At 71.0% G+C, this 21,588-nt stretch carries 22 protein-coding genes and 1 pseudogene; 7 read left to right on the forward strand and 16 right to left on the reverse strand.

The window, feature by feature from the left end:
• Nucleotides 1-128: 128 nt before the first annotated feature.
• The 5 genes from ACZ501_RS10385 to ACZ501_RS10405 form a co-directional block, all read right to left on the reverse strand.
• A complete protein-coding gene (locus tag ACZ501_RS10385; RefSeq protein WP_468793962.1) occupies nt 129-1,421 on the reverse strand; it encodes a cyanophycinase in 1,293 nt (430 codons plus the stop codon).
• A gap of 171 nt (nt 1,422-1,592) precedes the next feature.
• Nucleotides 1,593-2,807: a M20/M25/M40 family metallo-hydrolase gene (locus ACZ501_RS10390; RefSeq protein ID WP_468793965.1), complete on the reverse strand. Its 1,215-nt coding sequence runs from the start codon at nt 2,805-2,807 to the stop codon at nt 1,593-1,595.
• Nucleotides 2,804-3,556, reverse strand: a complete 753-nt coding sequence (locus tag ACZ501_RS10395) for an amino acid ABC transporter ATP-binding protein (RefSeq protein ID WP_468795445.1) — start codon at nt 3,554-3,556, stop codon at nt 2,804-2,806. Before ACZ501_RS10395 ends, ACZ501_RS10390 begins: the two co-directional genes overlap by 4 nt.
• A gap of 8 nt (nt 3,557-3,564) precedes the next feature.
• Nucleotides 3,565-4,527 (reverse strand): amino acid ABC transporter permease, encoded by a 963-nt coding sequence (locus tag ACZ501_RS10400; protein WP_361609885.1) that lies wholly within the window; start codon nt 4,525-4,527, stop codon nt 3,565-3,567.
• A gap of 2 nt (nt 4,528-4,529) precedes the next feature.
• Nucleotides 4,530-5,486 carry an ABC transporter substrate-binding protein gene (locus ACZ501_RS10405; protein ID WP_468793968.1) on the reverse strand — a complete coding sequence of 319 codons (957 nt, stop codon included), beginning with the start codon at nt 5,484-5,486 and terminating at the stop codon, nt 4,530-4,532.
• A 321-nt stretch (nt 5,487-5,807) separates the two neighbouring features.
• Here ACZ501_RS10405 and ACZ501_RS10410 point away from each other — a divergent pair, with 321 nt between their 5' ends.
• Nucleotides 5,808-6,905 (forward strand): hypothetical protein, encoded by a 1,098-nt coding sequence (locus tag ACZ501_RS10410; RefSeq protein WP_468793971.1) that lies wholly within the window; start codon nt 5,808-5,810, stop codon nt 6,903-6,905.
• 388 nt (nt 6,906-7,293) lie between these two features.
• On the opposite strand, the gene ACZ501_RS10415 is transcribed toward ACZ501_RS10410, so the two are convergent.
• From ACZ501_RS10415 to ACZ501_RS10430, 4 genes are all read right to left on the reverse strand, one after another.
• Entirely contained in the window at nt 7,294-9,339 is a 2,046-nt protein-coding gene (locus ACZ501_RS10415) for a CehA/McbA family metallohydrolase domain-containing protein (protein WP_468793974.1), read from the reverse strand.
• A gap of 78 nt (nt 9,340-9,417) precedes the next feature.
• A complete protein-coding gene (locus tag ACZ501_RS10420) occupies nt 9,418-9,687 on the reverse strand; it encodes a hypothetical protein (RefSeq protein WP_468793976.1) in 270 nt (89 codons plus the stop codon).
• A 303-nt stretch (nt 9,688-9,990) separates the two neighbouring features.
• Nucleotides 9,991-10,149 (reverse strand): hypothetical protein, encoded by a 159-nt coding sequence (locus tag ACZ501_RS10425; RefSeq protein ID WP_361609880.1) that lies wholly within the window; start codon nt 10,147-10,149, stop codon nt 9,991-9,993.
• Between the two features lie 96 nt (nt 10,150-10,245).
• Complete coding sequence (locus ACZ501_RS10430; protein WP_468793979.1) at nt 10,246-10,653, reverse strand: ATP-dependent DNA ligase; 408 nt, start codon at nt 10,651-10,653, stop codon at nt 10,246-10,248.
• 524 nt (nt 10,654-11,177) lie between these two features.
• Between ACZ501_RS10430 and ACZ501_RS10435 the strand changes: the two genes are divergently transcribed.
• The gene (locus tag ACZ501_RS10435) at nt 11,178-11,603 is read left to right on the forward strand and encodes a hypothetical protein (RefSeq protein ID WP_468793982.1); all 426 of its coding nucleotides are present in this window, start codon (nt 11,178-11,180) and stop codon (nt 11,601-11,603) included.
• 253 nt (nt 11,604-11,856) lie between these two features.
• On the opposite strand, the gene ACZ501_RS10440 is transcribed toward ACZ501_RS10435, so the two are convergent.
• Entirely contained in the window at nt 11,857-11,991 is a 135-nt protein-coding gene (locus ACZ501_RS10440; RefSeq protein WP_468793985.1) for a hypothetical protein, read from the reverse strand.
• 28 nt (nt 11,992-12,019) lie between these two features.
• On the opposite strand from ACZ501_RS10440, the gene ACZ501_RS10445 reads away from it, so the two are divergent.
• Both ACZ501_RS10445 and ACZ501_RS10450 read left to right on the forward strand, forming a co-directional pair.
• Nucleotides 12,020-12,142, forward strand: coding sequence for a hypothetical protein (locus ACZ501_RS10445; protein ID WP_361610208.1), 123 nt, complete (start codon nt 12,020-12,022; stop codon nt 12,140-12,142).
• A gap of 158 nt (nt 12,143-12,300) precedes the next feature.
• Nucleotides 12,301-13,443 carry a hypothetical protein gene (locus tag ACZ501_RS10450; protein ID WP_361610206.1) on the forward strand — a complete coding sequence of 381 codons (1,143 nt, stop codon included), beginning with the start codon at nt 12,301-12,303 and terminating at the stop codon, nt 13,441-13,443.
• An 890-nt stretch (nt 13,444-14,333) separates the two neighbouring features.
• On the opposite strand, the gene ACZ501_RS10455 is transcribed toward ACZ501_RS10450, so the two are convergent.
• Nucleotides 14,334-14,744 carry an excalibur calcium-binding domain-containing protein gene (locus ACZ501_RS10455; protein ID WP_468795448.1) on the reverse strand — a complete coding sequence of 137 codons (411 nt, stop codon included), beginning with the start codon at nt 14,742-14,744 and terminating at the stop codon, nt 14,334-14,336.
• A gap of 954 nt (nt 14,745-15,698) precedes the next feature.
• On the opposite strand from ACZ501_RS10455, the gene ACZ501_RS10460 reads away from it, so the two are divergent.
• Nucleotides 15,699-16,235: a hypothetical protein gene (locus tag ACZ501_RS10460; RefSeq protein ID WP_468793988.1), complete on the forward strand. Its 537-nt coding sequence runs from the start codon at nt 15,699-15,701 to the stop codon at nt 16,233-16,235.
• A 388-nt stretch (nt 16,236-16,623) separates the two neighbouring features.
• Entirely contained in the window at nt 16,624-17,031 is a 408-nt protein-coding gene (locus tag ACZ501_RS10465) for a TipAS antibiotic-recognition domain-containing protein (protein WP_468793991.1), read from the forward strand.
• 343 nt (nt 17,032-17,374) lie between these two features.
• Here ACZ501_RS10465 and ACZ501_RS10470 read toward each other — a convergent pair whose 3' ends face one another.
• The 4 genes and pseudogenes from ACZ501_RS10470 to ACZ501_RS10485 all read right to left on the reverse strand — a co-directional run.
• Complete coding sequence (locus tag ACZ501_RS10470) at nt 17,375-17,656, reverse strand: hypothetical protein (RefSeq protein WP_468793994.1); 282 nt, start codon at nt 17,654-17,656, stop codon at nt 17,375-17,377.
• 279 nt (nt 17,657-17,935) lie between these two features.
• Nucleotides 17,936-18,328: a hypothetical protein gene (locus ACZ501_RS10475; RefSeq protein WP_468793997.1), complete on the reverse strand. Its 393-nt coding sequence runs from the start codon at nt 18,326-18,328 to the stop codon at nt 17,936-17,938.
• Nucleotides 18,329-18,735: 407 nt separating this feature from the next.
• The gene (locus ACZ501_RS10480; RefSeq protein ID WP_468794000.1) at nt 18,736-18,858 is read right to left on the reverse strand and encodes a hypothetical protein; all 123 of its coding nucleotides are present in this window, start codon (nt 18,856-18,858) and stop codon (nt 18,736-18,738) included.
• Between the two features lie 85 nt (nt 18,859-18,943).
• A pseudogene (locus ACZ501_RS10485) lies at nt 18,944-19,523 on the reverse strand (relaxase domain-containing protein); the annotation flags it as partial.
• 296 nt (nt 19,524-19,819) lie between these two features.
• On the opposite strand from ACZ501_RS10485, the gene ACZ501_RS10490 reads away from it, so the two are divergent.
• Nucleotides 19,820-20,809: a phosphotransferase family protein gene (locus ACZ501_RS10490; RefSeq protein WP_468794003.1), complete on the forward strand. Its 990-nt coding sequence runs from the start codon at nt 19,820-19,822 to the stop codon at nt 20,807-20,809.
• Nucleotides 20,810-21,029: 220 nt separating this feature from the next.
• Here ACZ501_RS10490 and ACZ501_RS10495 read toward each other — a convergent pair whose 3' ends face one another.
• On the reverse strand, nt 21,030-21,560 hold the full coding sequence (locus ACZ501_RS10495; protein WP_468794006.1) for a hypothetical protein: 531 nt from the start codon (nt 21,558-21,560) through the stop codon (nt 21,030-21,032).
• Between the last annotated feature and the right edge of the window lie 28 nt (nt 21,561-21,588).

Here is a 21,588-nt window from a genome sequence, read left to right on the forward strand (position 1 = left end):
ACTTTCGGGTGTGGGACAGGGGTGACTGGTGGCTGGTCGAGCTTACTGCCGCTCGTCTGGGGGTGGCGCCGGCCGGATCCCCTTTCGAGTCGGCCGGTTCGGTCGCCCGGAGCGGGGCCGGGGCGGCGTCACTCCGGAGTGACGGCCACCTGCAAGTTGGTGAGCGTGCGCGCGGTGGCGCCGTCACTGGTCCAGGCGGCGAAGCCGGGTCGCTTGCCGAACGTGACGGTGAACCGGGGCCCGCTCTCGAACGTGGCGGCCGTCGCGGTGCGCTGGACAGCGCTGGCCGCGAGGGCGCGCGCGGTGTCCAGGAAGGAGTAGGGAACGCCTGCGGGGTTCGCCGCGGAGTGGAACACGTCGGGGTTGGCAGGGACGGGTGAGGCGGAGGCCGGTATTAGGGGCCGCTTGCCGGCGTCGGGCAGGACGCGCCAGCGGTGGGGGTCGTAGCGGTCGCCGTCGGTCAGGTAGGTGTAGCGGGCGCCGGTGAGGGACCACGCCCCGGATGTGGTCTTCCCCGTCCGGGCCTGGCGCAGGTCCAGGACGGCGACTCCGCGCGGACCAAGGACGCGCAGGCGCTCGTGCGGGGTGCGGGGTCCCTCCACGATGAGGGCGGTGTCCTCCTCCAGCGCGTACACGCGGTCGTGTCCGGTGTCGGCGGCGAGGCGCAGCGCCCTGCCTTCCCGGCCGTAGGCGCCGGTGTGGGTGTCGATGAGTCCCGAGTGCAGGAGGCCGAACCCGCCGGCGGGCAGATGGCCGAGCCGGGACGGGTCTTCGAAGTAGCCCGGGCTGCTGCCGTCGCGCAGTCCTTCGTAGGAGTCGCCTCCTGTCACCATGTCGGCTCCGGCGGCGATTTGCGCCCCGGCGCTGGAGCCGGATACGACCGCACCGGTGGCGAGCTTGGCACGGATCGCGGCGAGGACCTTGGAATCGGTGTGGGCGGAGCCGTGGAGCAGGGTGGTGACGTAGCGGTACTGGTCGCCGCCGCCGAAGAAGAAGCCGGTCATGGAGTTGACCTGCCGGACGACCTCGTCGGAGTCGGCGTTGGCGATGTGGTCGAGGTCTACGGGGATCCACTCGGCGCCGGCGGCTCCGTGCCGTTCGAACAGGGCGGCGTAGTAGGCCCCGTTGCACTCGGAGTTGCTGCACTTGTCCGGGTCCGAGGCGTACGGGTCCTGGCTGGCCGGAACGGAGGAGGCGGTGATCACTCCGATCCTCGCCGAGGCTCCGCCGGCCCTTTTGATGATCTCACCGTAGACCTGGGTGTTGTCCGCCTTCAGTGCGCCACCGACGAGGACGAGGGAGCCCCGGTCGCCGGCGTGGGGGGTGGGGGCGGCACCGGCCGTCGGGGCGAGGGCGAGGGTGAGCAGGAGAGCGGTGCCGCCCGCCAGTGTGCCGCGGCGGGGTCCGGTCGGGATACGCATGTGGTGCCTCCTGTGGATGGGGGTCGGTGGTGGCCGGGACCACGGCGGTACGGGCGTGCCGCGGTCCCGGCGCGGGCCGGCAGCCGGGGGCGTGGTGGACCGGGCTGCCGGGGGCCGGGTCCCGTACCGGGCAATGGCGCGATCAAACCGGTACGGGACGTATCGGGGGTGTCAGCCGATGCGGCCGTCGCCGAGTTCGGCGACGAGCGACGCGAGGAGCGTGACGCGGAGCGGGACGGTGGTGGTGTCCAGCCATTCCTCGGGGGTGTGGTCGGCGCCGCCGACCGGGCCGAGGCCGTCCAGGGTGGGGACGCCGGTGCCCGCGATGACGTTGGCGTCTCCCACGCCGCCCGTCGCCGCGCCGCCGAGCGGTAGCCCGAGCTCCGCGGCGATCTTCCTGGCCAGGTCGAACATGCGGCGTGAGGCCGGTGTGTCCTCCATGGGCGGGCACAGGTCCAGCTGTTCCACCGTGGCGGTGGTACCGGGTACGGCGGGCCGTGCGGCGGCGGCTTCGATCGCGGACCTGGCCGCTGCGATACCGGCGGCGGTCGCCGAGCGCACCTCGACCCGCAGTTCTGCTTCCGGGCAGACGATGTTGGCACGGGTCCCCGCGCGTACGACGCCGACGTTGACGGTGACGTCGTCCCAGTGGCCGTTGAGCGCTTGGAGGGCGACGACCAGGTGGGCGGCCGCCAGGGCGGCGTTCGCCCCGCGCTCCGGTTCGATGCCGGCGTGCGCGGCCCGGCCGGTGACCGTCACCCGGAAGTCGGCGACGCCCTTGCGGGCGATGACCAGGTCGCCGTTCTCCCGCGCGCATTCCAGGGCGAGCGCGAAATGGGCTCCGCACGCTGCCGCCTCCGTGGCCGGGCGGCTCGCGGGTCCGCCGATCTCCTCGTCGGGGGTGGCGAGGAAGACGAGTTCGGCGTACTGCCGGGCTCCGGTCTCTTCGAGGATCTCGAGAGCGCTGAGTCCTGCGAGCAGGCCGCCCTTGTCGTCGCTGACGCCCGGGCCGCGCGCCATGCAGCCGTCGAGGGCGAAGGGCCGTGCGGCGGCGGTGCCCTCCTCGAACACGGTGTCCAGGTGAGCGACGAGCAGGACGCGCCGGCCGCCTTCGGCGACGGGCAGGTCGCCCCGTTTGCGAGCGACGATCAGGTCGCCGACCGGGTGCCCGTGGGTGGGAGCCGGAGCGATGCGCTCCACGTCGAATCCGAGCCTCAGCAGCCGTTCCCGGGTCCAGTCGGCCATCCGGTTGACGCCGTCGGGGCTGTACGAGCCGGAGTCGATGGCCACCAGGTCGGCCAGGTCGGCCAGGTAGCCCTTCAGGCGGGCCTCGGCGTATGGGAGCAGCGCGGTGGCGCGGAGCCGCTCCCGGAAGGGGGCGGTCACAGGACCTTGGAGAGGAACGCGCGGGTGCGCTCCTGACGAGGTTCGACGAGGACCTGCCGGGGATCGCCGGATTCGACGACGACGCCGTCGTCCATGAAGACGGCGGTGTCCCCCACCTCGCGTGCGAAGCCGATCTCGTGGGTGACGACGACCATCGTCATGCCGTCGGCGGCCAGCTGCCGCATCACGTCCAGCACGTCCCCGACGAGCTCGGGGTCGAGCGCCGAGGTGGGTTCGTCGAAGAGCATGAGCTTGGGCTTCATGGCCAGGGCCCGGGCGATGGCCACGCGCTGCTGCTGTCCTCCGGACAGCTGGGCGGGGTAGTGGCCGGCCCGATCGCCGAGGCCCACCCGCTCCAGCAGGTCGTGGGCGGCGGCCTTGGCGTGCGTCTTGTCGACCCCGCGGACGTTGACGGGGGCCTCCATGACGTTTTCGAGGGCGGTCATATGGGGGAAGAGGTTGAACCGCTGGAAGACCATGCCGATGTCACGGCGTCGCGCGGCGACTTCCTTCTCCTTCAGTTCATGCAGCCGCGGGCCGCTCTGGCGGTAGCCGACCAGCTCGCCGTCGACCGCGAGCTTCCCGCCGTCGACCCGGTCTAGGTGGTTGATGCAGCGCAGGAAGGTGGACTTTCCCGAGCCGGACGGGCCCAGCAGACAGCACACCTGCCCGCGTTGGACGGTCAGGTCGATGCCCTTGAGGACTTCGAGCTTCCCGAAGTGCTTGCGCACGCCCTGGGCGTGGACCATGGGGACGTTCACCGGACCGCCTCCTTGACGTCCTTCTTGGCACGAGCGGGCCGGGTGAGGGCTCCGGCGAACATGCGGCGCAGCGGCGAGACGTGGCCGCCGCGCCCCGCGCCGCGGCCGTAGCGGCGCTCCAGCCACGCCTGGGGAACGCCGAGCAGGGTGACCAGCCCGAGGTACCAGAGGCTGGCGACCACGAGCATGGGGATGACCTGGTAGTTCTGCGCGTAGACGTCCTGGATGTTGGACATGAGGTCGTGTGCCGAGATGATCGACACCAGGGCGGTCATCTTGAGCATGTTGATCGTCTCGTTGCCCATCGGCGGGATGATCACCCGCATCGCCTGGGGCAGCACGATCCGGCGCATCGTCAGGGCGGGGCGCATCCCCAGGGAATGGGCCGCCTCGGCCTGACCGGTGTCCACTGACTGGATGCCGGCGCGGACGATCTCCGATGCGTACGCGGCCTCGTTGAGGCCGAGGGCCAGCAGCGCGGCGACGGCCGGGGTGAGCAGGGAGTTGGTCTCGATCCGGATGAAGGTGATGTCGGTGAACGGGATGCCGATCATCACGTACTGGTAGAGAGCGGCGGCGTACCCCCAGAAGATGATCTGAACCAGCAGGGGGGTGCCGCGGAAGAACCAGACGAAGAGGGAGGACATTCCGTACAGCACGGGATTGGCCGACAGGCGCATCACCGCGACCAGCGTCCCCAGGACGAGCCCGAGGGCCATCGCCGCCGCGGTGAGCCAGAGCGTGGTGACCAGCCCGGAGAAGACGAGGTCGGCGAAGAGGAAGTGGCCGATGACCTCCCAGTGGAGGTTGTCGTTCTTCGCCAGCGATCCGGCCGTGCCGACGAGGGCGGCGACCGCCGCGAGGGCCGCGATCCAGCGGCCGTAGTGGCGCAGCGGAACGATCGTGAGCTCCTCGGGCGCCGCACGGTCGAGGTCCGCGGGAGCGGTGGTGGTGGTCATCTCTAGTCCACCGCCGCGTTCTTGGTGGCCTCCTTGACGGCGATGGAGGCGACGCCGTACTTCTCGAAGATCTTGGTGACGGTGCCGTCGTCGATCAGGGCCTGCAGTGCCTTCTGGATGGCATCGCTGAGCTGGGGCAGCTTCTTGGACACGGCGATCCCGTTGGGCGAGGCACCGTATCCACCCGCGGCAGCCGGGTCGTCGACGACTTCGAAGGCGTTGCCCTGGTCGGCGGTCTTGGCGGTCCAGCCCGCGGCGGGCTTCGTCTGGACCTGGGCGACCACCTTGTCGGAGCGCAGGGCGAGCTGGGCGTCGGAGTCCTTGGGGAAGGTCTGGATGTCGATCTCGGCCTTGCCCGCGGTCTTGCACTTGGCCTGGTGTGCCTGGAGCAGGGCGAGCTGGTTGGTCGCCGCCTGCACCGCGGCCTTCTTGCCGCAGAGGTCGTCCAGGGTCGCGATCTTCGCCGGGTTGCCCTTGACGACCATGATCCCGGAGCCGGAGACGGAGTAGTCGACGAAGTCGACGACCGCCTGCCGCTCCTTGTTGTCGGTCATGGCCGACATCGCCGCGTCGAACTTGCCCGCCTGGACGGCGGGCACGATGCCATCGAACTTCTGCGGCGTGAAGGCGAACCTCACTCCCAGCTTCGCGCCCAGCGCCTGGCCCAGGTCGTAGTCCAGACCGGTCAGTTCGGGCTTGCCCTCGGTCACGAACATCTCGAACGGTGCGTACGGGACGTCGGTCGCCACTCGCACGACACCCGACTCCCTGATCTTCGCGGGCAGGGCGGAGTGCAGCGCCGCGTCCTTGGCGATCGTGACTCCCGCGACCGTGGCGGCGGCGGACGGCTCGGCGGCACCGCCAGAGGCAGCATCGTCCCCGCAGGCCGAGACCGTCATGAGGATCGCCGCGGACAGAGCGGCGGCCGTCGTCGCGCGACGGAGGGGCGGGGTTGGCATCACGGGTAAGCCTCTCGGAAGATCGGTCGGCGGCGCCTGCGTACGCCACCGTCTGACAGCCAGGAAATTACATGTTGGGCTTCCGATTGGCTAGATGTAACGCACATTTCAGCGAGGTAACGGAACCAGCCCACAACCGAGCAGGCAGGAGGGCGGCCGTCTATCTGCCCAGAAACGAGGCAATCGACTGCCTCCTTGGCGAAGTACTGCGTTACATCTACCGCAGTTCACTATCGACCTGTACTTTCCGTTGCTGCAAGCCGCAGCGCCTGCTTCGCCGCATCGCTGCGGTCCCCCACACCGCTGCCCACGGAGGACCCCATGCGTCCGTTCCCCCGCAACACCTCCCCCGCGTCCGCCGCTGCCTCATCCCCGCGGCGCCGGCCCATCCACCGCGTCACCGCCTGCGTGGCGGCCGCGCTGGCGGTCATCGTTGGCGGGTGGGTCCAGGCCGATCAGGCCGAGGCCTCCGCTAGCCGCATTCGCCTGGGCAGCTCCGCGGACGCCAGCCGGGCCACCTGGTCGGGCCCCGCCTTCACCATGAACGGGTCCGGTGGCATCGTCCCGGCCTCCATGACCAAGGCCGTCGACGCCATCCGCGGTGGAACCGGCTCACTCGACGTGGTGGTGCTGGCGGCGTCCACGTCCGGTTCCGGCAGCAGAACGCCCGAGTGCGATGCGGTCATGCGCCTGAGCGGGATCAACTCCTGCACCACATGGACGCTGACCAGGGCGAGTGACGGCAACAACGCCCAGGCCAACACCGACATCCGGAACGCGGAGTTCGTCTACTTCGCCGGCGGTGACCAGTGCAAGTACGCGGCCTGGAAATCCACCTCCCTCCGCTCTTCCGTCCAGTCGGTCGTCGCCAAGGGCGGCGGCTCCGGCGGAGGCAGCGCCGGCCACCACATCAACAGCTCCGTCGTGTACGACGCCTGCCGGGGGAGCATCACCTCCGACGAGGCCCTGGCCAACCCCTACGATTCGTATGCGACGTTCACCACGGGCATGTTCGACTGGCCGAACTACGCCGGCACCATCAACGACTCCCACTTCGTCACCCGCGACCGCATGGGCCGTACCATGGCCTTCGTCGCACGGGCGCTGGAGGACGGGCTGGTCACCGGCGGAAAGGCCTGGGGCGTGGGCGTCGAAGAGGGTGGCTCCCTCTTCATCGACAAGAACGGCCTCGCCACCCTCTCCGGGGCCGACGCCTACGTCGTCCTGGGAGACCACCAGCCCGAGAAGGTCGCTTACGGACAGCCCCTCACCTACTCGGACTTCAAGATCTGGCGTCTGACCTCAGGCCGGACCTTCGACTTCAAGAACCGTCCCACCTGCGGCTTCTACCTCAAGAGCGTCACCAACGGTGTCGCCGACAGCAACCTGTACAGCGGCACGCCCGCCACCGGCTGCTGAGGCCGCCCGACAAACCCGCCGTCGCCTCCCGGGCCGCACCGCACCTCGCTGCGCTCCTCACGGGGGCACGGCGGGAATGTGGCCGTGCCTGCGGCAGTGATCGCGCGCGGGTGGGCACATGGGCGACGGTGGCTCCAGCGCCGGCGGCGGGGGCAGGTGGACCGGCGACTGCCGTTCGATCGAGTCGGCCCGCGTCCCTTTGAGGGGGCTGAGAGCCGAGCAGAGTCGTACTTGAGCGACGAGCCAGTGATCGGGTGCGGAGAAGCTGTCGGCCACTCGGGAGCCCGACCCGCCGGAGTCTTTTTCTGAACATGTCAAAGGCACGGCCTCCTTCTTTCGCCGAGCGTTTACGGTCAAGGTCAGTCGCGCAGGTCCAGCGGCGCAGCGGTCACCTCGCTCGCCACCACGGGGTCAGGGGCGTAGAAGGGGCGGGCGGCGTCGACAGCGGCGAGCACATCGAGCCGCTGCCGGGCGTCGCGGAACCGGCCGTGCTTCTGCACGAAGTCCGCCAGCAGGTCGAGCCACCGACGGCAGAAGGCCAGGTCGGGCTCGCGCCGTACGCCGGCTCCGTCCACGTCCAGCCACGTGGCACCGGTGTGCGACCACGCCCGCTCGGCCAGCACGTCGGGGTGCGCTCCGCCCGTACAGCGTGCCGCCACCCAGGTCGGCTCGCGCACCTCCAGGTCGAGCGACACCGCGAGTGGCCCGTCACCTTCGGCGGAACCGAGCACATGCCCGCCCGCCGTGACCACTTCAAGCAGGCGTGCCTGCGGCCCGTACGCGGCTGCCGACAGGTGGACGCTCCGCCCGGCCGCCCCGTCGATCCGGCTGCCCTCGTCCTGTCCGTCCACCCGCAGCCGGACCCAGGGGCCGTTCGTGACGACGACGGGCCCGCTGCGCAGAGCGCGGCTGAACGCCTCCGGGTCGTGGTCGCCCCCGGTCCGCGCGTAGACCCGTCCGGACCCGGCGGGCCGGAGAAGGCACCGGCCCGGCTGAAGGACAGGAAGGCGTCGGTCCCGGCCGTCGGCGCGAGCCGCAGCCCGCAGCCCAGCAGGCGGTACCAGATTTCGGCCGGCCCGGAGGGGTCGACCGAGAACAGCAGGTCGATGCTGTCGACCAGGCCGACTGCGGCGTCCACCACCAGTTCCCGCGCCTCCACCGAGCGGATGACCCAGTCGAAGAGGTGGTCCGGCGCCGACTCGGCACCCGGGGGAAACGGGCGGACCACGGGGTGGCAGTAGCCGATGGCCGCGCCTCCCGCCCGCAGCTCGGCCGCCGTCTCCGCGTTAGCGGGCCAGTCCCACGGGTGCGAGCTGCTCTCGTGCCCCGTCGCCCAGCGAGCCGGTGAGGTGTGTCCGCCCGTGGCGTGGAAGTGGCCCAGCAGATCGTTGCGGAACTCGACCCCGAAGGCTGTCGTGCCGTGCTCGTGCCGCAGCGGACGGCCCAGCCGACTCTCCACGAGCGCCTGGTCGTAGACCTCGTCGCCGTGCCAGTTGCCGGCGACCAGTCCCATCAGGTCCAGCCCCTCGCCCTGCTGCATGAGGACCGCGTCGTGCAGCGAGACGACCTGGTCACCCGAGTAGTTCGCGTGCACGTGCAGATCCGCGCCGGTCCAGCCGCCGCCGTCGCCGTCCCACCAGCGCTCCGGCTCGAGGTGCAGCCGTGTCGTGCCGCCGGCGCGCAGCTCGGCCCGCTCGGAGACCGAGGTGTACTGCGCACCCCGCGCCGCCGTCACCCGCACCATGCCTGCCGGTACCTCGAGCGTCACTTCCTGCGCGTGGAAGAACGGCCGGTCGTGGACGTCGTACTTCAGTCGGCCCCCGGTGGGCGCCCACGGCTGACCCCCCGCGTCCACGACGCTCCATCGGACGGGCGTGGGGGCCGAGAGCTCCAGAACGGCCGGAGGCACGCGGCGCACGGCGGCCGACAGGTCGACCGTCACCGTACCGGCGCGCAGCGACGCCAGCCACGGATCCGGCTGCAGCCCCATCCGGCCGACCGCACCGGCCGCCACCGTCCACGCACCGGCCGCGCCCCTGACATCGACCGCATGGGCGGTGTCGTTCACCACCACCGCCAGCACACCTCCGGGACACCAGGTCGCGGGACCACGGGAGCCGTCCAGCACGTGCAGCGGCTCGCCGTGCCGCACGGTCCCGGTCAGGACGTCGATGACGACGACACCGGCGGGCAGCGGCGCGTCCGCCGTCACCAGCAGCCGGAGAGCGGCGGTGCGGTCGATGCGCCGGTCCTCCCCCATGGCGGCGAGGACGGGTCCGAGCGCCGGCAATCCCCAGCGGCGGGCCAGATCGAGGACGTCCAACATGACGTCGGGCGCTTCGGCGCCCCAGTCGAGCGGGGATTCGGCGAGCAGCGCGCGGTAGCGCGCCAGGGCCTCGCCGACCGCGGGGGGCAGCTCGTCGTCGCAGCACATGGCGGTCCCTCTCCTGCAGAGCGTGACCTGTGAGATCACGGCAACGCGATGATGTCCCCGCGGCGGCCGGGCTGTTGGTCAGCAAATCCTGCGGGTGCCCGGCTGGAGGAGTGATTCGTCCCACGGGGCGTACGAGAGCCGGTCCGGGCTCCAGTAGTGCATCAAGTCCGCGTGTTCGTTCGACCATCCCTCGTAGATCTCGTCCCAGGATCGCTCCGCATGGTTCGTCAGCGAGCGGGCTTCGATCACGTCGTCACCGCGCTGGTAGCGGACGTCCATGGAGATGCGGACCTCGTCGCGGACCACCGCGGGCAACGACTGATGGACCGTGAGGCTGGGAAATGTCACGACGTCGCCCACGGCGAAATCACCGCCGACCCAGTCGGTCTCATGCGCGCTGCCCTGTCCGAGCGCCGCGGAGCGCCTGGACAGGGCAGACCCAGACCCCCAACGAGGGACGACCGGCGGCCCAGCCGCATTCGTCATACGGCCGGCGCCGTCCCGGGCGAACCCGGCACAGCCCCTCGGCACGCTCAGCCGCTGCGTCCGCGCGACCGCCGTGCTCATGCCCCCCGGCAGCCCGTACGCCGACCGGCCGCCGCAGGGCGGCCCGGGCCCGCAGACCCGGCCCCGGACGCCCGCGCACCGCCCTCAGCTGGCGGCCACAGCCCCGCCCTGCCCGAAAGCGGAGACATCGTCCGCCGTCTGGTCCAGGCGCAGCCGCTTGAACCGGAACGGGTGCCGGTAGACGCCGCCCCGGTCCACGGCCCGGTCGGCGCTGATCTCCGCCACCACCTCCGGCCGCACCAAGACCGCGTCCAGAACATCGCGGTACCCCCACGCCGCCGCGAACCGCACCCCCGTCCAGGGGTGCCCGGGGCCGGCCGCGGTCAGGTGCTCGCCGACCTAGCGGGCCTGATCGCGGCGCAGTGCAACCGTACGGCCGACCGCGCGCAGCCGGCCGTGCTCGTCGTGGCGGCCCAGGACCAGGAGCTGCGGGCGGGTCAGGGTGCCTGTGACCGCGCCGATGACCGCCTCCGTCGTATCGCGTCTTCTGATCTTGGCCCAGCCCCGGTAGGCGGGAAGATACTTGCCCGTCAGGGCCTTGCAGACAATGCCCTCGACCCCGGACACGTCGGTCCAGGTCTGGAGCCATTCGCGGGCCCTGGCCAAGTCGGTGGTCATCGGGCAGAGCGTCCAGGGGGCCGTCAGCCCGTGCTCGCGGCGCTTGGCGTACGGACGCGTGAGCAGCTCCTCGCCGTCCAGTTGCAGGACGTCGAAGGCGACGAAGTAGGCCGGCCACTTCGCGGCCAAGCCAGAGCGCCGCGGCCCCGGGCGGAGGCCCGGTGCTGCAACGCCTCGAATGACAACCAGCCCGCTTCCGTGTCAGACCAGCAGCTCACCGTCCAGGACCAAGCCGGCGGGGAGCTGCGCCTCGGCGGCCGCCACCAGGTCCGGCCACCGGTCCTGAACCAGCGATCCGCGCCCGGTCTGGAGCAGCACCCGCCCACCCGGGCCAGCCGGAGTGAACAAGATCGCGCGGTGCCCGTCGAACTTCTGCTCATAGGCACCCCGCACGCAGTACGGCCGGACCCGGGAGCGCCTCGGCAGCCTGCGCGAGCATCGGCTCCACCGGCGGCCGCAGCACCATCCCCAAGCCCTCCCTCCACCGGTGCGCCGTACCCAGGGCCAGCCTGACCGCCGCACCGGTCAACGGCGCGACGGAGGGCACCGGGCGGCGTACCACCAAGGGCGCGATCGGCACCCGGCGCACGGCCCGCCGCCGTCCCCCACGCCGGCGGCCCCGCATCAGCGCTACGCCGACGGGCGCCCGCTCGTTGCCCGGACATGACGACGCCCGAGGAGAACACCGGCGCGCCGACCGCCGCGCGCCGACCGCCGAGGAACTGCGCCGGATGACGGCCCTGCCGGTGGGCATCGTGTGGGTGTGCAGCACCTGCTGGCAGCAGGGGCACAGCGTGCACCCGAGCGTGGACGCGGCCCGGCACGACGCCGGATGCCACGCCATCGCCGCCCACGGCGACACCCTCGCCCTCGCGGACATCGAGCTGCGCCTGATCGACGCCCACGATGTCGATATCCGTCGGCAACAGCGCCACCCGGACACCCGGGGGCGGACCCTGCTCCCTGTCGAGGACGCCTTCGTGCGCGTGGTGCCGCTGTCGCCGCTCCAGCAGGAGCTGCTGTGCGACGTGCTCGGCTGCGACCCCCAGGCCCGGCACCGCCGACACCGCACAGCCTGACCGGGCCGACAAGACGACGGGGCCGCTCCAGCGGTGGATCACCGCGACGGCGCCCGGTACGGCCCGCGCTCCACCCAAGCAGTGCTACTCGTCTTCCGGCCACACCTGGGGGTCTTTGCCGCCCCGCACTTCACCTGTGAGCCGGACCTCGACATCGATCCGGCGCTGCCCGCTGTCCTTCGCCCACTTCGCAATGGCCTCCTGGGCCACGTCCACGGCCTCGGCACCGAAACCGCGCCGCCTCCCACTCCTGCTAGGCCTCGGCCGTCCAGCCCTCCCCTACCGACGGCCGGCCATGCCGTTCCTGCACCTCACGCAGCCGCGCCCACGCGGTATCCGCACACTTCCGATCCCGGATCACATCGTCATCGAGTTCGGTATCAGCCACGAGCGGAGCCTAAGTCCCGCCAGAGACGATGGCAGCGCTCGATGCCCTGACCCGGCCCGGCACCATGGCGTGCACCGGGTGCGACGCCACCGAAACCCCGCTGCCGATCCTCCGCCACGGCCAGGACACCGTGCCCAACCCCGGCGACTGAACCGGCGTTGTCGGCGAGAAGCTCTCAAGAATCGTCACGAGGTCCCGTCCGATTGAAAGACCGGACGGGATCTCGGCGTTTTCGGGAAGCATGGCGACCATGGCCGAAAAGCGACCTTAAGATGATCAACTGATGATCACTCAACGGGGGGAAGACTCATGAGATTTGCCTGGCAGGACACACCGGGGCAGGTTCGGGACGCGGCCACCTTCATAGGTCTGCCGAACCCCGTGCTGTGGTCCGGGCCCCCGGTCCGGGAGGGCGACCTCGCCGGATGGATGGGCGAGGTCAAGTACTTCACCCGGATCGAGATCGACTCCGTCATCACCCTGCACAGCCGCTCCGGCACCCCCTTTGAGCTGTACGGGCGGGGCAGCGACTTCCTCAACCCGGTGCGGATGGCGCGCTACGTGCCCTGCGTGATCGAGGCGGAGAACGCCGAGGAGAACCCGAAGGTCCTCGCCCTCGCGCGCACCGCGTGGCGGGAACACGTTGACGCCGTCGCACAGCGCTTCGGTGCTCCCGTCCGCGTCGCGGAGGACGACGACGAGGTCTTGGAGGCGATCTGGCGTCTGGCCGGCGCCGAAGGCCCGGACATGCGCCTGTGGTTGAACGCCACGCAGGTCCTGGTCCCGGACAGCCCGCTGTACACCCGCCTTCCCGGCCGAGCGCTGATCCGCCTCGACGCGCACGCCCCGGAGGACATGGCCGGCGTCACGCCCCGCCCGGTCGACAAGGCCAACGACGTGCCGGAGTGGATCCCGGACTGGTACCAGAAGCACGCGGTCGATCTGGCGCGGGCCGAGTACGAGGCGTTCGAGGACGAGGAGCGCGTCGTCGACCGGGTTCGGCACGCCCTTGGCGGCGCAGTCGCCGGCGGCGGATCCGTCCTCGACCTCCTCGGGACCCTCGTCGACACGCCCTTCGAGGTCCGGCCGGAGACCGACTCGTACAGCTCCCAGCACATCTTCCGGCACCCCGACGCCCCCCAGGGCCGGCTGCCCGCCCTCCACGTGGCGCACGTGATCAGCGTCCTCGCCAACCACGAGCAGGCGGGCTCTGCCCGTACGGCGCACTCGGTGGAGCCGGGCCTGACCCTCCACCACCTCGACCTGTTCAATCCCCGGGTGCAGAACTCCCTCGGCGTCACCGGCCGGGAGGCATGCGGGGTGTGGCGACTGACCCGCGCCGGGTTTGAGAAGTCGATCGCCGGCAAGGCGTACATGATCACCCCGGCGGACGTGCTGGAACGCCTGCGCGCCGCAGTGCTCGCAGCCGGGACCCCCGAGGTGGGTGAGTAACCGTCAGTATGACGGTATGACGGGCCATGACGGTGGGACGGTCCAGGCGTGGCAGGCGCTGGGGGGGCGGCGGAAACGGTCGGGCGGGTGCGCTACCGGGGGGCGGGCAGCCTGGGGGGGCCGCTGCCGGTCAGGGAGCTGGCGCGGACCGCGGTGGGGGTGCGCGGGCTCGCGAGTGGCGCGGCGGCGGGCCCGCGGTGTGGAGTCCCGACTCCGGCGAACAGTGAGCGCAGCAGCGTGGGCCGCCACCCGGCCAGGGTTAACGGCCCGTACTGCTGCCCGAGGTCAGACGTTGAGTGAGGCGGTGTAGTCATGGCGGCCGTAGCCGCAGCCGTAGCCGTGCCAGTCCAGGAACAGCACCGCATCAACCAGGGCGCCGGGGGCCGGCCCGGTGGCTGATCGTCGGCGTCCGGTAGTGGCCGTTGCCGGCCACGGCCCGTCATAGCTGCTGTCATCAATGTCCTGCGTGCTGGACGCGCACCGGTAGGCCGGCACAGCCGCGGGGTGGGAGCGGCTGGCGCCGCCACCGCCGCCGCGGCCACCGCCACGCGCTTGATGATGTTCATGCCCGCTCAATGCCACTACCGCCGGGGCGACACGGCCCGGTCACGAAACCGCCCCCGAAGGGGGACCTCTGCGCCGACCACGGCACCGCCGCCGAGCGGCTGCAGCATCCCGGATGACGAGCTCGCCATCGAGGACCAGACCGTCCGACGGCGCCGCCCGCTTCCGGGTATGAACCTGGACGCCGTGCCCGAGCGCCACCGCACGGCCACCGTGGCCTCGGCCCGGTGCTCGACTGTCTGACGGGCGGCGCCCGGGCGGCCGGGACGGTTCAGCCGACCGCGCAGAGCCGACCGCATGCGTGTCGTGTCGGGTGAGGAGCCTGGTCACTCGCAGGCGACGCCGTCGCCGTCGCGGTCCACGTGGGAGCCGTAGCCCGGGTCCCCGCGGCGGATCGGAGCCGCCCCCGCCGCCCTCACGGCGCTGCAGTTTCGGTAGGAGACGCTGCCACCGCCGTCCCCAGCGCTCGAGCTGTCATCGGATGACGCCCCGCCCGGCTGTGTGTCTCCGGAGGTGCCGGTCTTGCTGTCGTCTACCGCAGGGGGCCGCGGTTGGCTCGGCGGCTCAGGTGCTTGTTGCTGCGCCGGAGCGGCAACGGACGGGGCAGACCGTGGCGAAGGAGTAGCCGCCGGGGTCGGGGATGCGGGCACCGCGGTGGCCGGCGGCGCAGGGGCGGAAGCCGGGGGTGCTGGGGCTGGTGCGGTGACGGTGACCGTGGCGGCCGGCTGCGGGCGCATCCTCGCGTCATCCTGCGTGTTCTTCGGGCTGGCATCGGCGACGACCAGGACCTCGAACCAGATCGAGGCCAGGACCACCGTCACGGCCTGGCCGGCCTTGTCCCAGCGGGCCGCGAACGCGAGCGCGACACCCAGCGGCGGAACGGCGAGCGTCAAGGCGATCAGGCAGGGACCGCCAGCAGGGGATGCCAGCGGCGCGCGGGGGCCGGCTGGAACGAGGCGGCGGCATCAGGGGGTGAGTACACAGAACTCCAGACCAGAACATAACGAGGCGGGCACCGCGGGCCGACGCATACCCAGGCCCCCAGCGCCCTGGGCCCGGACGGCCGGGACAGACACGCAAGGACACCGCCTGGCGGTACGGCAACGGCCACGGCACACCCGCTCAACGCCCCCGCGCCGCAACGGCCACCCGACAACATGCCTGCGGGCGACGAAGCATGCGCGGCAACTGCTTTCCTTCGCCGTCTCCTACGCCCGTGCGGTCACGACGACTCAGCGCGGGGTCCGCCAGGTGACTGCAATGGTGAGTGTCCGAAGGTGTTCCGCCACCCCCGTGTGAGAGGTGCTCCAGTGGATCTCCGGCCGTTACGTTCGGGTGCCCTGCGATCAGGCGAGGGCCCGCCGGGTTCGAGCGTCTTGTCTGACAGTGAACTTCTGGCTTCGGTCGCTAGCCGTGCTCGGACTGCTGGTAGAGCTGTTGCGCGAAGGCGCCAAGCGCTGTTCCGTAGCTCGCTTCCGCGTCACTGCTGATGTTCACCGCGACGACGCTGCCCTCGGCAGGGTCGCCCGAGAGGTACGGGCCGCCGCTCGACCCCATCCCCATCAGACACGGGACACGGTAGTCATCGAGCCGACCCGGCGGGGCTCGCTCGGCCGGTCACCCTTTAGCCTGTGGCCTGCTGCCGGAGCACGCCGCCCCGGTGTGAGGCCATGCGGGTGCGGGGGACGAACGTGAGCAGGATCAGGGGCGGATCCCTGTGGGCGGCTGCCGTAGGGGGCGCGGCGCTCGCGGGCGCCCTCGTCGTCGGCGGGGTCGTCCTGGCTGCGGCCGAGGAAGACAGCGAGGACGGCTGGGTCCGGGAGCCCGCGGGCACCAAGGGCCCGGCCCGCGCCGGGGCAGACCCCTCACGCAACACGGTCGCAGCCGAACTCGCCGCTGCCGCCACCGCCGCCGGGCTCGCCCCGGGTGCTGCGTCCAGCGCCGAGGAAGGGGAGCTCGCAGATTGCATCGCAGGCTGGACGGGCGACGGCCCAGCAGACGACGGCCGGCTGGCGGCCCTCGAAACCGCCCTGGAGGAACGCGGCTGGCAGGTCACGGCCCGCCATGGCGAGCCCGTTCCGGCGGTGGCGCTGAAGAGCGGCTCCTGGCGCCTGGAGTTCACCAACGGCGGACTCGTCGACAACCTCTCGCTGGTGGCCACCCGCTCCGGCCGGACCTGTGACGAGGCCTTCCGCCGTGCTGAAGCGACCCGGGGGCCGCGGGGCTAGAAAACGGTGCGGGCCTGTCTGCCCGTCGGCCTCGACTTCCGCGCCACAATGATCTGGATCGACGTCCTCCTGAAGACCGCCGGCTGATCACGACATCTCACAGGCCCTAGAGGTCAAGTGGTGTCGCCGGACCACTCCCAGCGGTTCCTCTCGCCTCGAGCGGCTGGACGCCCCGCTCCGACGGCTCGCCGTTCGAGCTGCGCCTTTCCGCCGTCGGCAGACCGGGACGGATCGCCGGAGGGTCCAAGAAATGGTTTGCCGACCCGGTGGCTGTGTGTCACCGTTCGGCCTGGACCGGCAGTTGATCATCGATGGCCGGTCAATGTCGACATGTCGGCGACCTCTCGGGATCCACCAGAGAGGTGACGAAACGTTGGGAACCGGTGCCGTGGGAAACAGTTACGAGGACGAGTGTCGCCGGTCGTTGGCCCGGGAGCAGGCGAAGAGCCTTGCCGGGACCAACGACTGGGAACATGTGGACAGGGAGCGGGTCCACCAGGACTGGGACGTCCTGTACCGGGAGATGACGCCTCTCCTGGACGGCGGCGCCCTGCCCGGAGACCAGAAGATCCAGGAGCTCGTCCGCAGGCACTTCGACATCGTCTGCCGGTTCTACACCCCCTCCAGGGAGGCTTACGTTGGCATGTCCCTCTTCTACGCCGAGGACGAGGCCATGAGGGCGTTCCACGATTCCTACCACCCCGGGATGGTGGAGTTCCTGGGCGCCGCGATCAAGGTGTTCGCCGAGCAGGGGAGCGGGTTCGCCCCCAGCGCCGGGACCGAAGCTTCGGCATAGTCGGGCGACACGGGCCGGTACATGCATGGGCGGGTGCGCCCGGACCGGGGTCCGGGCGCACCCGCCGAGGGGCAGGGCGGGGCGTAGGCGGTCCGCCCGCTGATCCGAAAGAAGGGCCCTAGCGGACCGTCGCGGTCGCGGTGACGGTCACCGACCCCGCCGACGCCGAGGCGGTCGCTGGCCCGGCGCGGGTGGGGCCCGGCTTGTTCCACATCCACACCGGCATGCCAACCAGCCCCGTGCCGTCCGGGCGGGGCACGATCCCGATGTCCGGGCCCCGGGCGAGGTCACCCCCGGGCGGCGGCCACGTGCAGAGCCGGCGGCTAAAGGTCCATCCGGCAGGTCAGCGGGTGCGGGTCACGGCCCCGGAGACGAACCACTGCACGACCGCGGCAGCGAGGTGGGCGGCAGCGCGGGCGGCATCCAGGGTCTCCGGCCGGGTGGGCGCCTGACCGCCGTTCCGCGAGGTCTGCCCCTCCCACAAGGCCCGCATCATCGACTCAATCGGCGCGACGGGGTCGCCGCCGGCGGGCGTGGACCTCACGCTGCTGAACTTGTGCCGGGCGTTCCTGATCTCGCCGAGCATGGTGCCCAGCGTGGCCTTGACGAAATGGCTGCAGCGCATCGGTGCCTCCACCAGGTGCGGCCCCCACACCTCCCCGGCTGGCCTGCGGACGCTGGCCAGCGCCGCCGATGGCCCCCTGTGCTACCCGGCTGGTCCACCGACGCCGGCAGCACCGAGGACATCGGGTGGCGCCAGGCCCGCACCGCGCTGCTCGAGGCTGTCGCACGCCACCACCACGCTCACCTGCTCGCCGCCATCGTCGAGCTCGGCGGTGAGCTGGAGCTCCCAGCTACCCGTAACGGGCGCTTCGGGGAGCGGTCATCCCAGAAGGCTGCGCGGTCAGCGACGCCGGCCGCCGCCGATGCGGCGGTCGTCGGCCAGTGCGGTCAGCGGGCCGAACTCGCGGGCAAGCTGGTTCCACGTCAGAACCTCGCCACAGCGGGCCGGGAACTCCTTCGGGTTGAACTCGGGCATGGTCCAGGTGCCAGTGCCCCGGTCCCGCAGCCACAGGTCCCCGTCACCGTCGACCACAGTCGGCGGGACCGGTACGGGCTCGGCCTGATCGGTGGGTTCCCAGGTGACCCGGCCCGGGTGGGAAACGCGGCGCAGCTCGGTGGTGGCCAGCCGCGCTGCCAAGTCACGGGTGGACTCTTCGGCTTCCTTGACCGACGTGAGTCGGAATGCGTCGTCAAGTACGGGCAGGGCGGGATTCTTGCTGCGCTTTGAACTCATACGCTGACTACCTCCGGTGGGGGGCGTCACATCCGTTATGGCGCCCCGTAGAGCAACACGGTATCCGAGGCGGGAGCCGGGCCAGGCCTCCGCCGCTGGAACGGTCAGCAAGCCGGATCCCGCCGCCGGGTTGCCACTCCATCACCGGGTCGGCTGCGTCCCCTGTTCGGCGCACCACGACGCCGGGACCAGCCCCCCGCAGTCGTACCGGCGGCACGCGCACCCCTCCCCCGAGCCGGCCGTCGGCACCCTGTGCCGGACCACCTCGCCCACCTCCCCCTCCGCGGCAGAACCGCGCAGGACAGTCGGCCACCCCAGGGTCACCCGCAGGCCACCCGATCCCGACCGGAACCGCTCGACCACCCGCACCTCCCCCGGCACCGCCAACGGCACCGTTCCCGGTGCCGTCAGCCGGCCCACCGACGCCCCGAACGCCCCGCCGTCAGGGCGGCCAGCTCGTCGGCGTCCGCATCGGTGGACCAGCCCGACAACTCGTCCTGCCCGTCGGCATCGTCGGCAGATCCAACCACGGACCGTCGAGCCTGAACCGGGACGTACTGCCCCCGGCGCCGACTATGCCCAGTGAGGCCGTCGGCATGGCCATCGGCATCCCGAGGCGTGATCGTGGAGCAGCGGCCTCGAATCGACGGCGCGGGACTCGTAGTGCCGGAACACCGCGGCAATCAGACCCGTCGCGGTTCCGGGCGCGGTTCTTGCCGCCGCTCTTCCAGCGGACCTCCGCGAACGCGTCCTCGAGCCAGGCCAGCGTCTTGTCCCGGGCGATGTCCTGGCACAGCTCCAGCGCCAGCCGGGTCTCGTCATCCATGAGCGCCCACGCGATGTGCGCCGTCGACTGAGCCCGGGCCGCCAGGCCCCTCCCCAGCCAGGGCGTGTGCTCCTTGGCCTGCTCAGTCTCGGGCGACTGGTTGTGCTTGATGGGTCTGCCCAGCACGGTCGCCCGCCGGGCCTGCGCCGGGCTCTTGCCCTCCGCCAGGAGGGCCCGCTCGATCCGGTCTGCGTCCGGGTGCCGGCCCTCGCCGAGAAGGAGTTCGGCCTGCCGCTCGGTCACCACGTCCCCGGCCGCCAGGCCGACCGCGGCCAGTCCCCGGCCCTTCCACACACCGGGCGGAACACCGGCCTCCTCCTGGGCGGCGCGCAGCGGCTTGCCCGCAGGGCGCCGGGCGTCGCCGACCATCACGCCACGGAAGAGATAGCGCCACCCGTCTCCCGGACGGAAGTCCTCTTTGCTGATCACCAAGTCATGGAAACCGCCCATGACCTGCGCAGAAGCGTGAACCGGGGCCTTTCCCGCCGGGCGGGAGGCCATCAGCAGGTTTTTGTCGCAGCGCCCGCCAGGCGGGCCGTCCCGGCAGCCAGAGACGGTAGGCCACGCGTGTGTGCATTCTCCCGAGCCCGAGCCGAAGAACCGGCCAAGGCCGGCTGATTCACCGGAAGCCGACTCGGCCAACGGCCCGGGGATAGGGTCGGCGGATGGGTCGGTTCACGGATAGCGAAGCCTTGTCAGAGATCGTGCATGAGGCACTGGGGGCGGAGGCCCGCGTGGTCGGAGTTGACCGGTTGCGCGGCGGGAGCAAGAAGGGGGTCTACCGGGTTCACACGAGCGGATCACGTGCAGCAAGTGTGATCGTCTATAGCTGGGCGGAGGCCGAGAACTTCTGGCCGGCTGCGATAGCCATCGACCCAGCCCACCCCTTCGCTCCTGCCTCCGGGCTGGTCCCCTTCCTAGCGGCCCAGCGGAGACTGGACGGCCTTGGAGTCCGGGTTCCAGGGGTGCTTCTCACTGATGACAGCCGACGCGGCTACCCGGCGGACGTGGCAGTCGTCGAGGACGTTGCCGGCGGCACTCTGGAAGCGCTCCTGAAGACAGATCCCGCACGCGCATCACATGCCTTGAGCGAGCTGGCCGCCATGCTCGACGTGATGCACCAGCAGCACAGTCAGCACTACGGCAGAGTGGATGTGCTCGAACGGGGCGACAAAGCGAGTGGCGATTCATGCGAGCAACTGGTGCTCGAACGTGCCATCGAGGACCTCGCTGAGGCGGCCGAACGCGACCCCAGCATCGGATCAGCCGCAGCGTCTTTGCACGATCGCTTGCAGGAGCTGGCCACACGAGTGGCTCCACGCACGCAACACGGACTGATCCACGGAGAACTAGGGCCCGACCATGTCCTGGTCGATGCCGCCGGACACCCCGTCCTCATCGACATCGAGGGCCTTATGTTCTTCGATGTCGAGTGGGAGCACGTGTTCCTGCAGCTTCGTTTCGGTGACCAGTACGCAGCCTTGTCCCGCCCCGGACTCGATCCGGCACGGCTCGACCTCTACATGCTTGCGATGCGTCTCTCACTGGTGGCCGGCCCCCTTCGCCTGCTCGATGGCGACTTCCCACACCGCACAGTGATGCAGGAAATCGCCGGTCACAACGCGAAGGAAGCGCTGGCTCTGTTGGTCTCATAACACCGCGTCCGCCACACGCATCGCTTCTGCCGCTACATGCCTCGACGACCAGCTGCCCTGACGCACGGCTGGCCGTCCCGCGTTCCGTCACTGGGGCAACAGCATGAGTCGCGAGGTGGGGCGTCCAAGCTGTCGTGGACGCCCCGCTCAGCCGTGGACCGTACGGCGGCTATCAGGTTCGGCCTTCTGGGCAGTTCATGCTGCGCAGAGTCCGGAGCTGCTATTCGTCATCCTCGTCGTCGGGTTCGGATTCCCTGACGAACCAGAGGTCGAGGGTGTACCGCTCAGCAGCCGGACATTCTTCCCAGGACAGGCCGATCCGCTCTGGGCTCCATCGTTCTTCGGCGCCACGCCGGATCGTTGATGCGTGGTAGGCGGCGGTTTCGTGCCGGCCGTTCCATGTGGCATGGCCCTCGTAGACCCCAGGGCGGGGCAGGCTCAGTTCACCGGCCGGCCCGTAGGTGAGCTGGTTGACGACGAGCAGGCCTGTCTCGGCTTCCAGGGTGACGGCGGTCGTGCCTTCGGCGTCTGCGGATGGCTCCTGTGGGGTGTCCCAGATCCTGATGACGATCTCTACCGGGATGTCGGGCTGGAGACTGTGGAGGTACAGGTGGTAGCCGTTTCCGGCGACTACCTGGGTCCTCGACTCCTTCAGGGCTTCCTCGTCGCCGATGTAGGCGTCGGAGTCGTACACCTCAACGATTCCGCGGTCTGGCCTGGCGGTGGTGCTGTAGTCGGCATGGAGAGACATCAGCAGTCTCCGTTGGAAGTCAGGGGGT

The organism is Streptomyces sp. NPDC034085, assembly GCF_055575555.1.

Bases quoted from the DNA above. Each gene is read 5' to 3' on its own strand.
- ACZ501_RS10385 (WP_468793962.1), bottom strand. From the start codon at position 1,421: ATGCGTATCCCGACCGGACCCCGCCGCGGCACACTGGCGGGCGGCACC.
- ACZ501_RS10395 (WP_468795445.1), bottom strand. From the start codon at position 3,556: ATGGTCCACGCCCAGGGCGTGCGCAAGCACTTCGGGAAGCTCGAAGTC.
- ACZ501_RS10400 (WP_361609885.1), bottom strand. From the start codon at position 4,527: ATGACCACCACCACCGCTCCCGCGGACCTCGACCGTGCGGCGCCCGAG.
- ACZ501_RS10405 (WP_468793968.1), bottom strand. From the start codon at position 5,486: ATGCCAACCCCGCCCCTCCGTCGCGCGACGACGGCCGCCGCTCTGTCC.
- ACZ501_RS10410 (WP_468793971.1), top strand. From the start codon at position 5,808: ATGCGTCCGTTCCCCCGCAACACCTCCCCCGCGTCCGCCGCTGCCTCA.
- ACZ501_RS10415 (WP_468793974.1), bottom strand. From the start codon at position 9,339: ATGTGCTGCGACGACGAGCTGCCCCCCGCGGTCGGCGAGGCCCTGGCG.
- ACZ501_RS10445 (WP_361610208.1), top strand. From the start codon at position 12,020: ATGGCAGCGCTCGATGCCCTGACCCGGCCCGGCACCATGGCGTGCACC.
- ACZ501_RS10450 (WP_361610206.1), top strand. From the start codon at position 12,301: ATGAGATTTGCCTGGCAGGACACACCGGGGCAGGTTCGGGACGCGGCC.
- ACZ501_RS10455 (WP_468795448.1), bottom strand. From the start codon at position 14,744: ATGCGCCCGCAGCCGGCCGCCACGGTCACCGTCACCGCACCAGCCCCA.
- ACZ501_RS10470 (WP_468793994.1), bottom strand. From the start codon at position 17,656: ATGCGCTGCAGCCATTTCGTCAAGGCCACGCTGGGCACCATGCTCGGC.
- ACZ501_RS10475 (WP_468793997.1), bottom strand. From the start codon at position 18,328: ATGAGTTCAAAGCGCAGCAAGAATCCCGCCCTGCCCGTACTTGACGAC.
- ACZ501_RS10490 (WP_468794003.1), top strand. From the start codon at position 19,820: ATGGGTCGGTTCACGGATAGCGAAGCCTTGTCAGAGATCGTGCATGAG.
- ACZ501_RS10495 (WP_468794006.1), bottom strand. From the start codon at position 21,560: ATGTCTCTCCATGCCGACTACAGCACCACCGCCAGGCCAGACCGCGGA.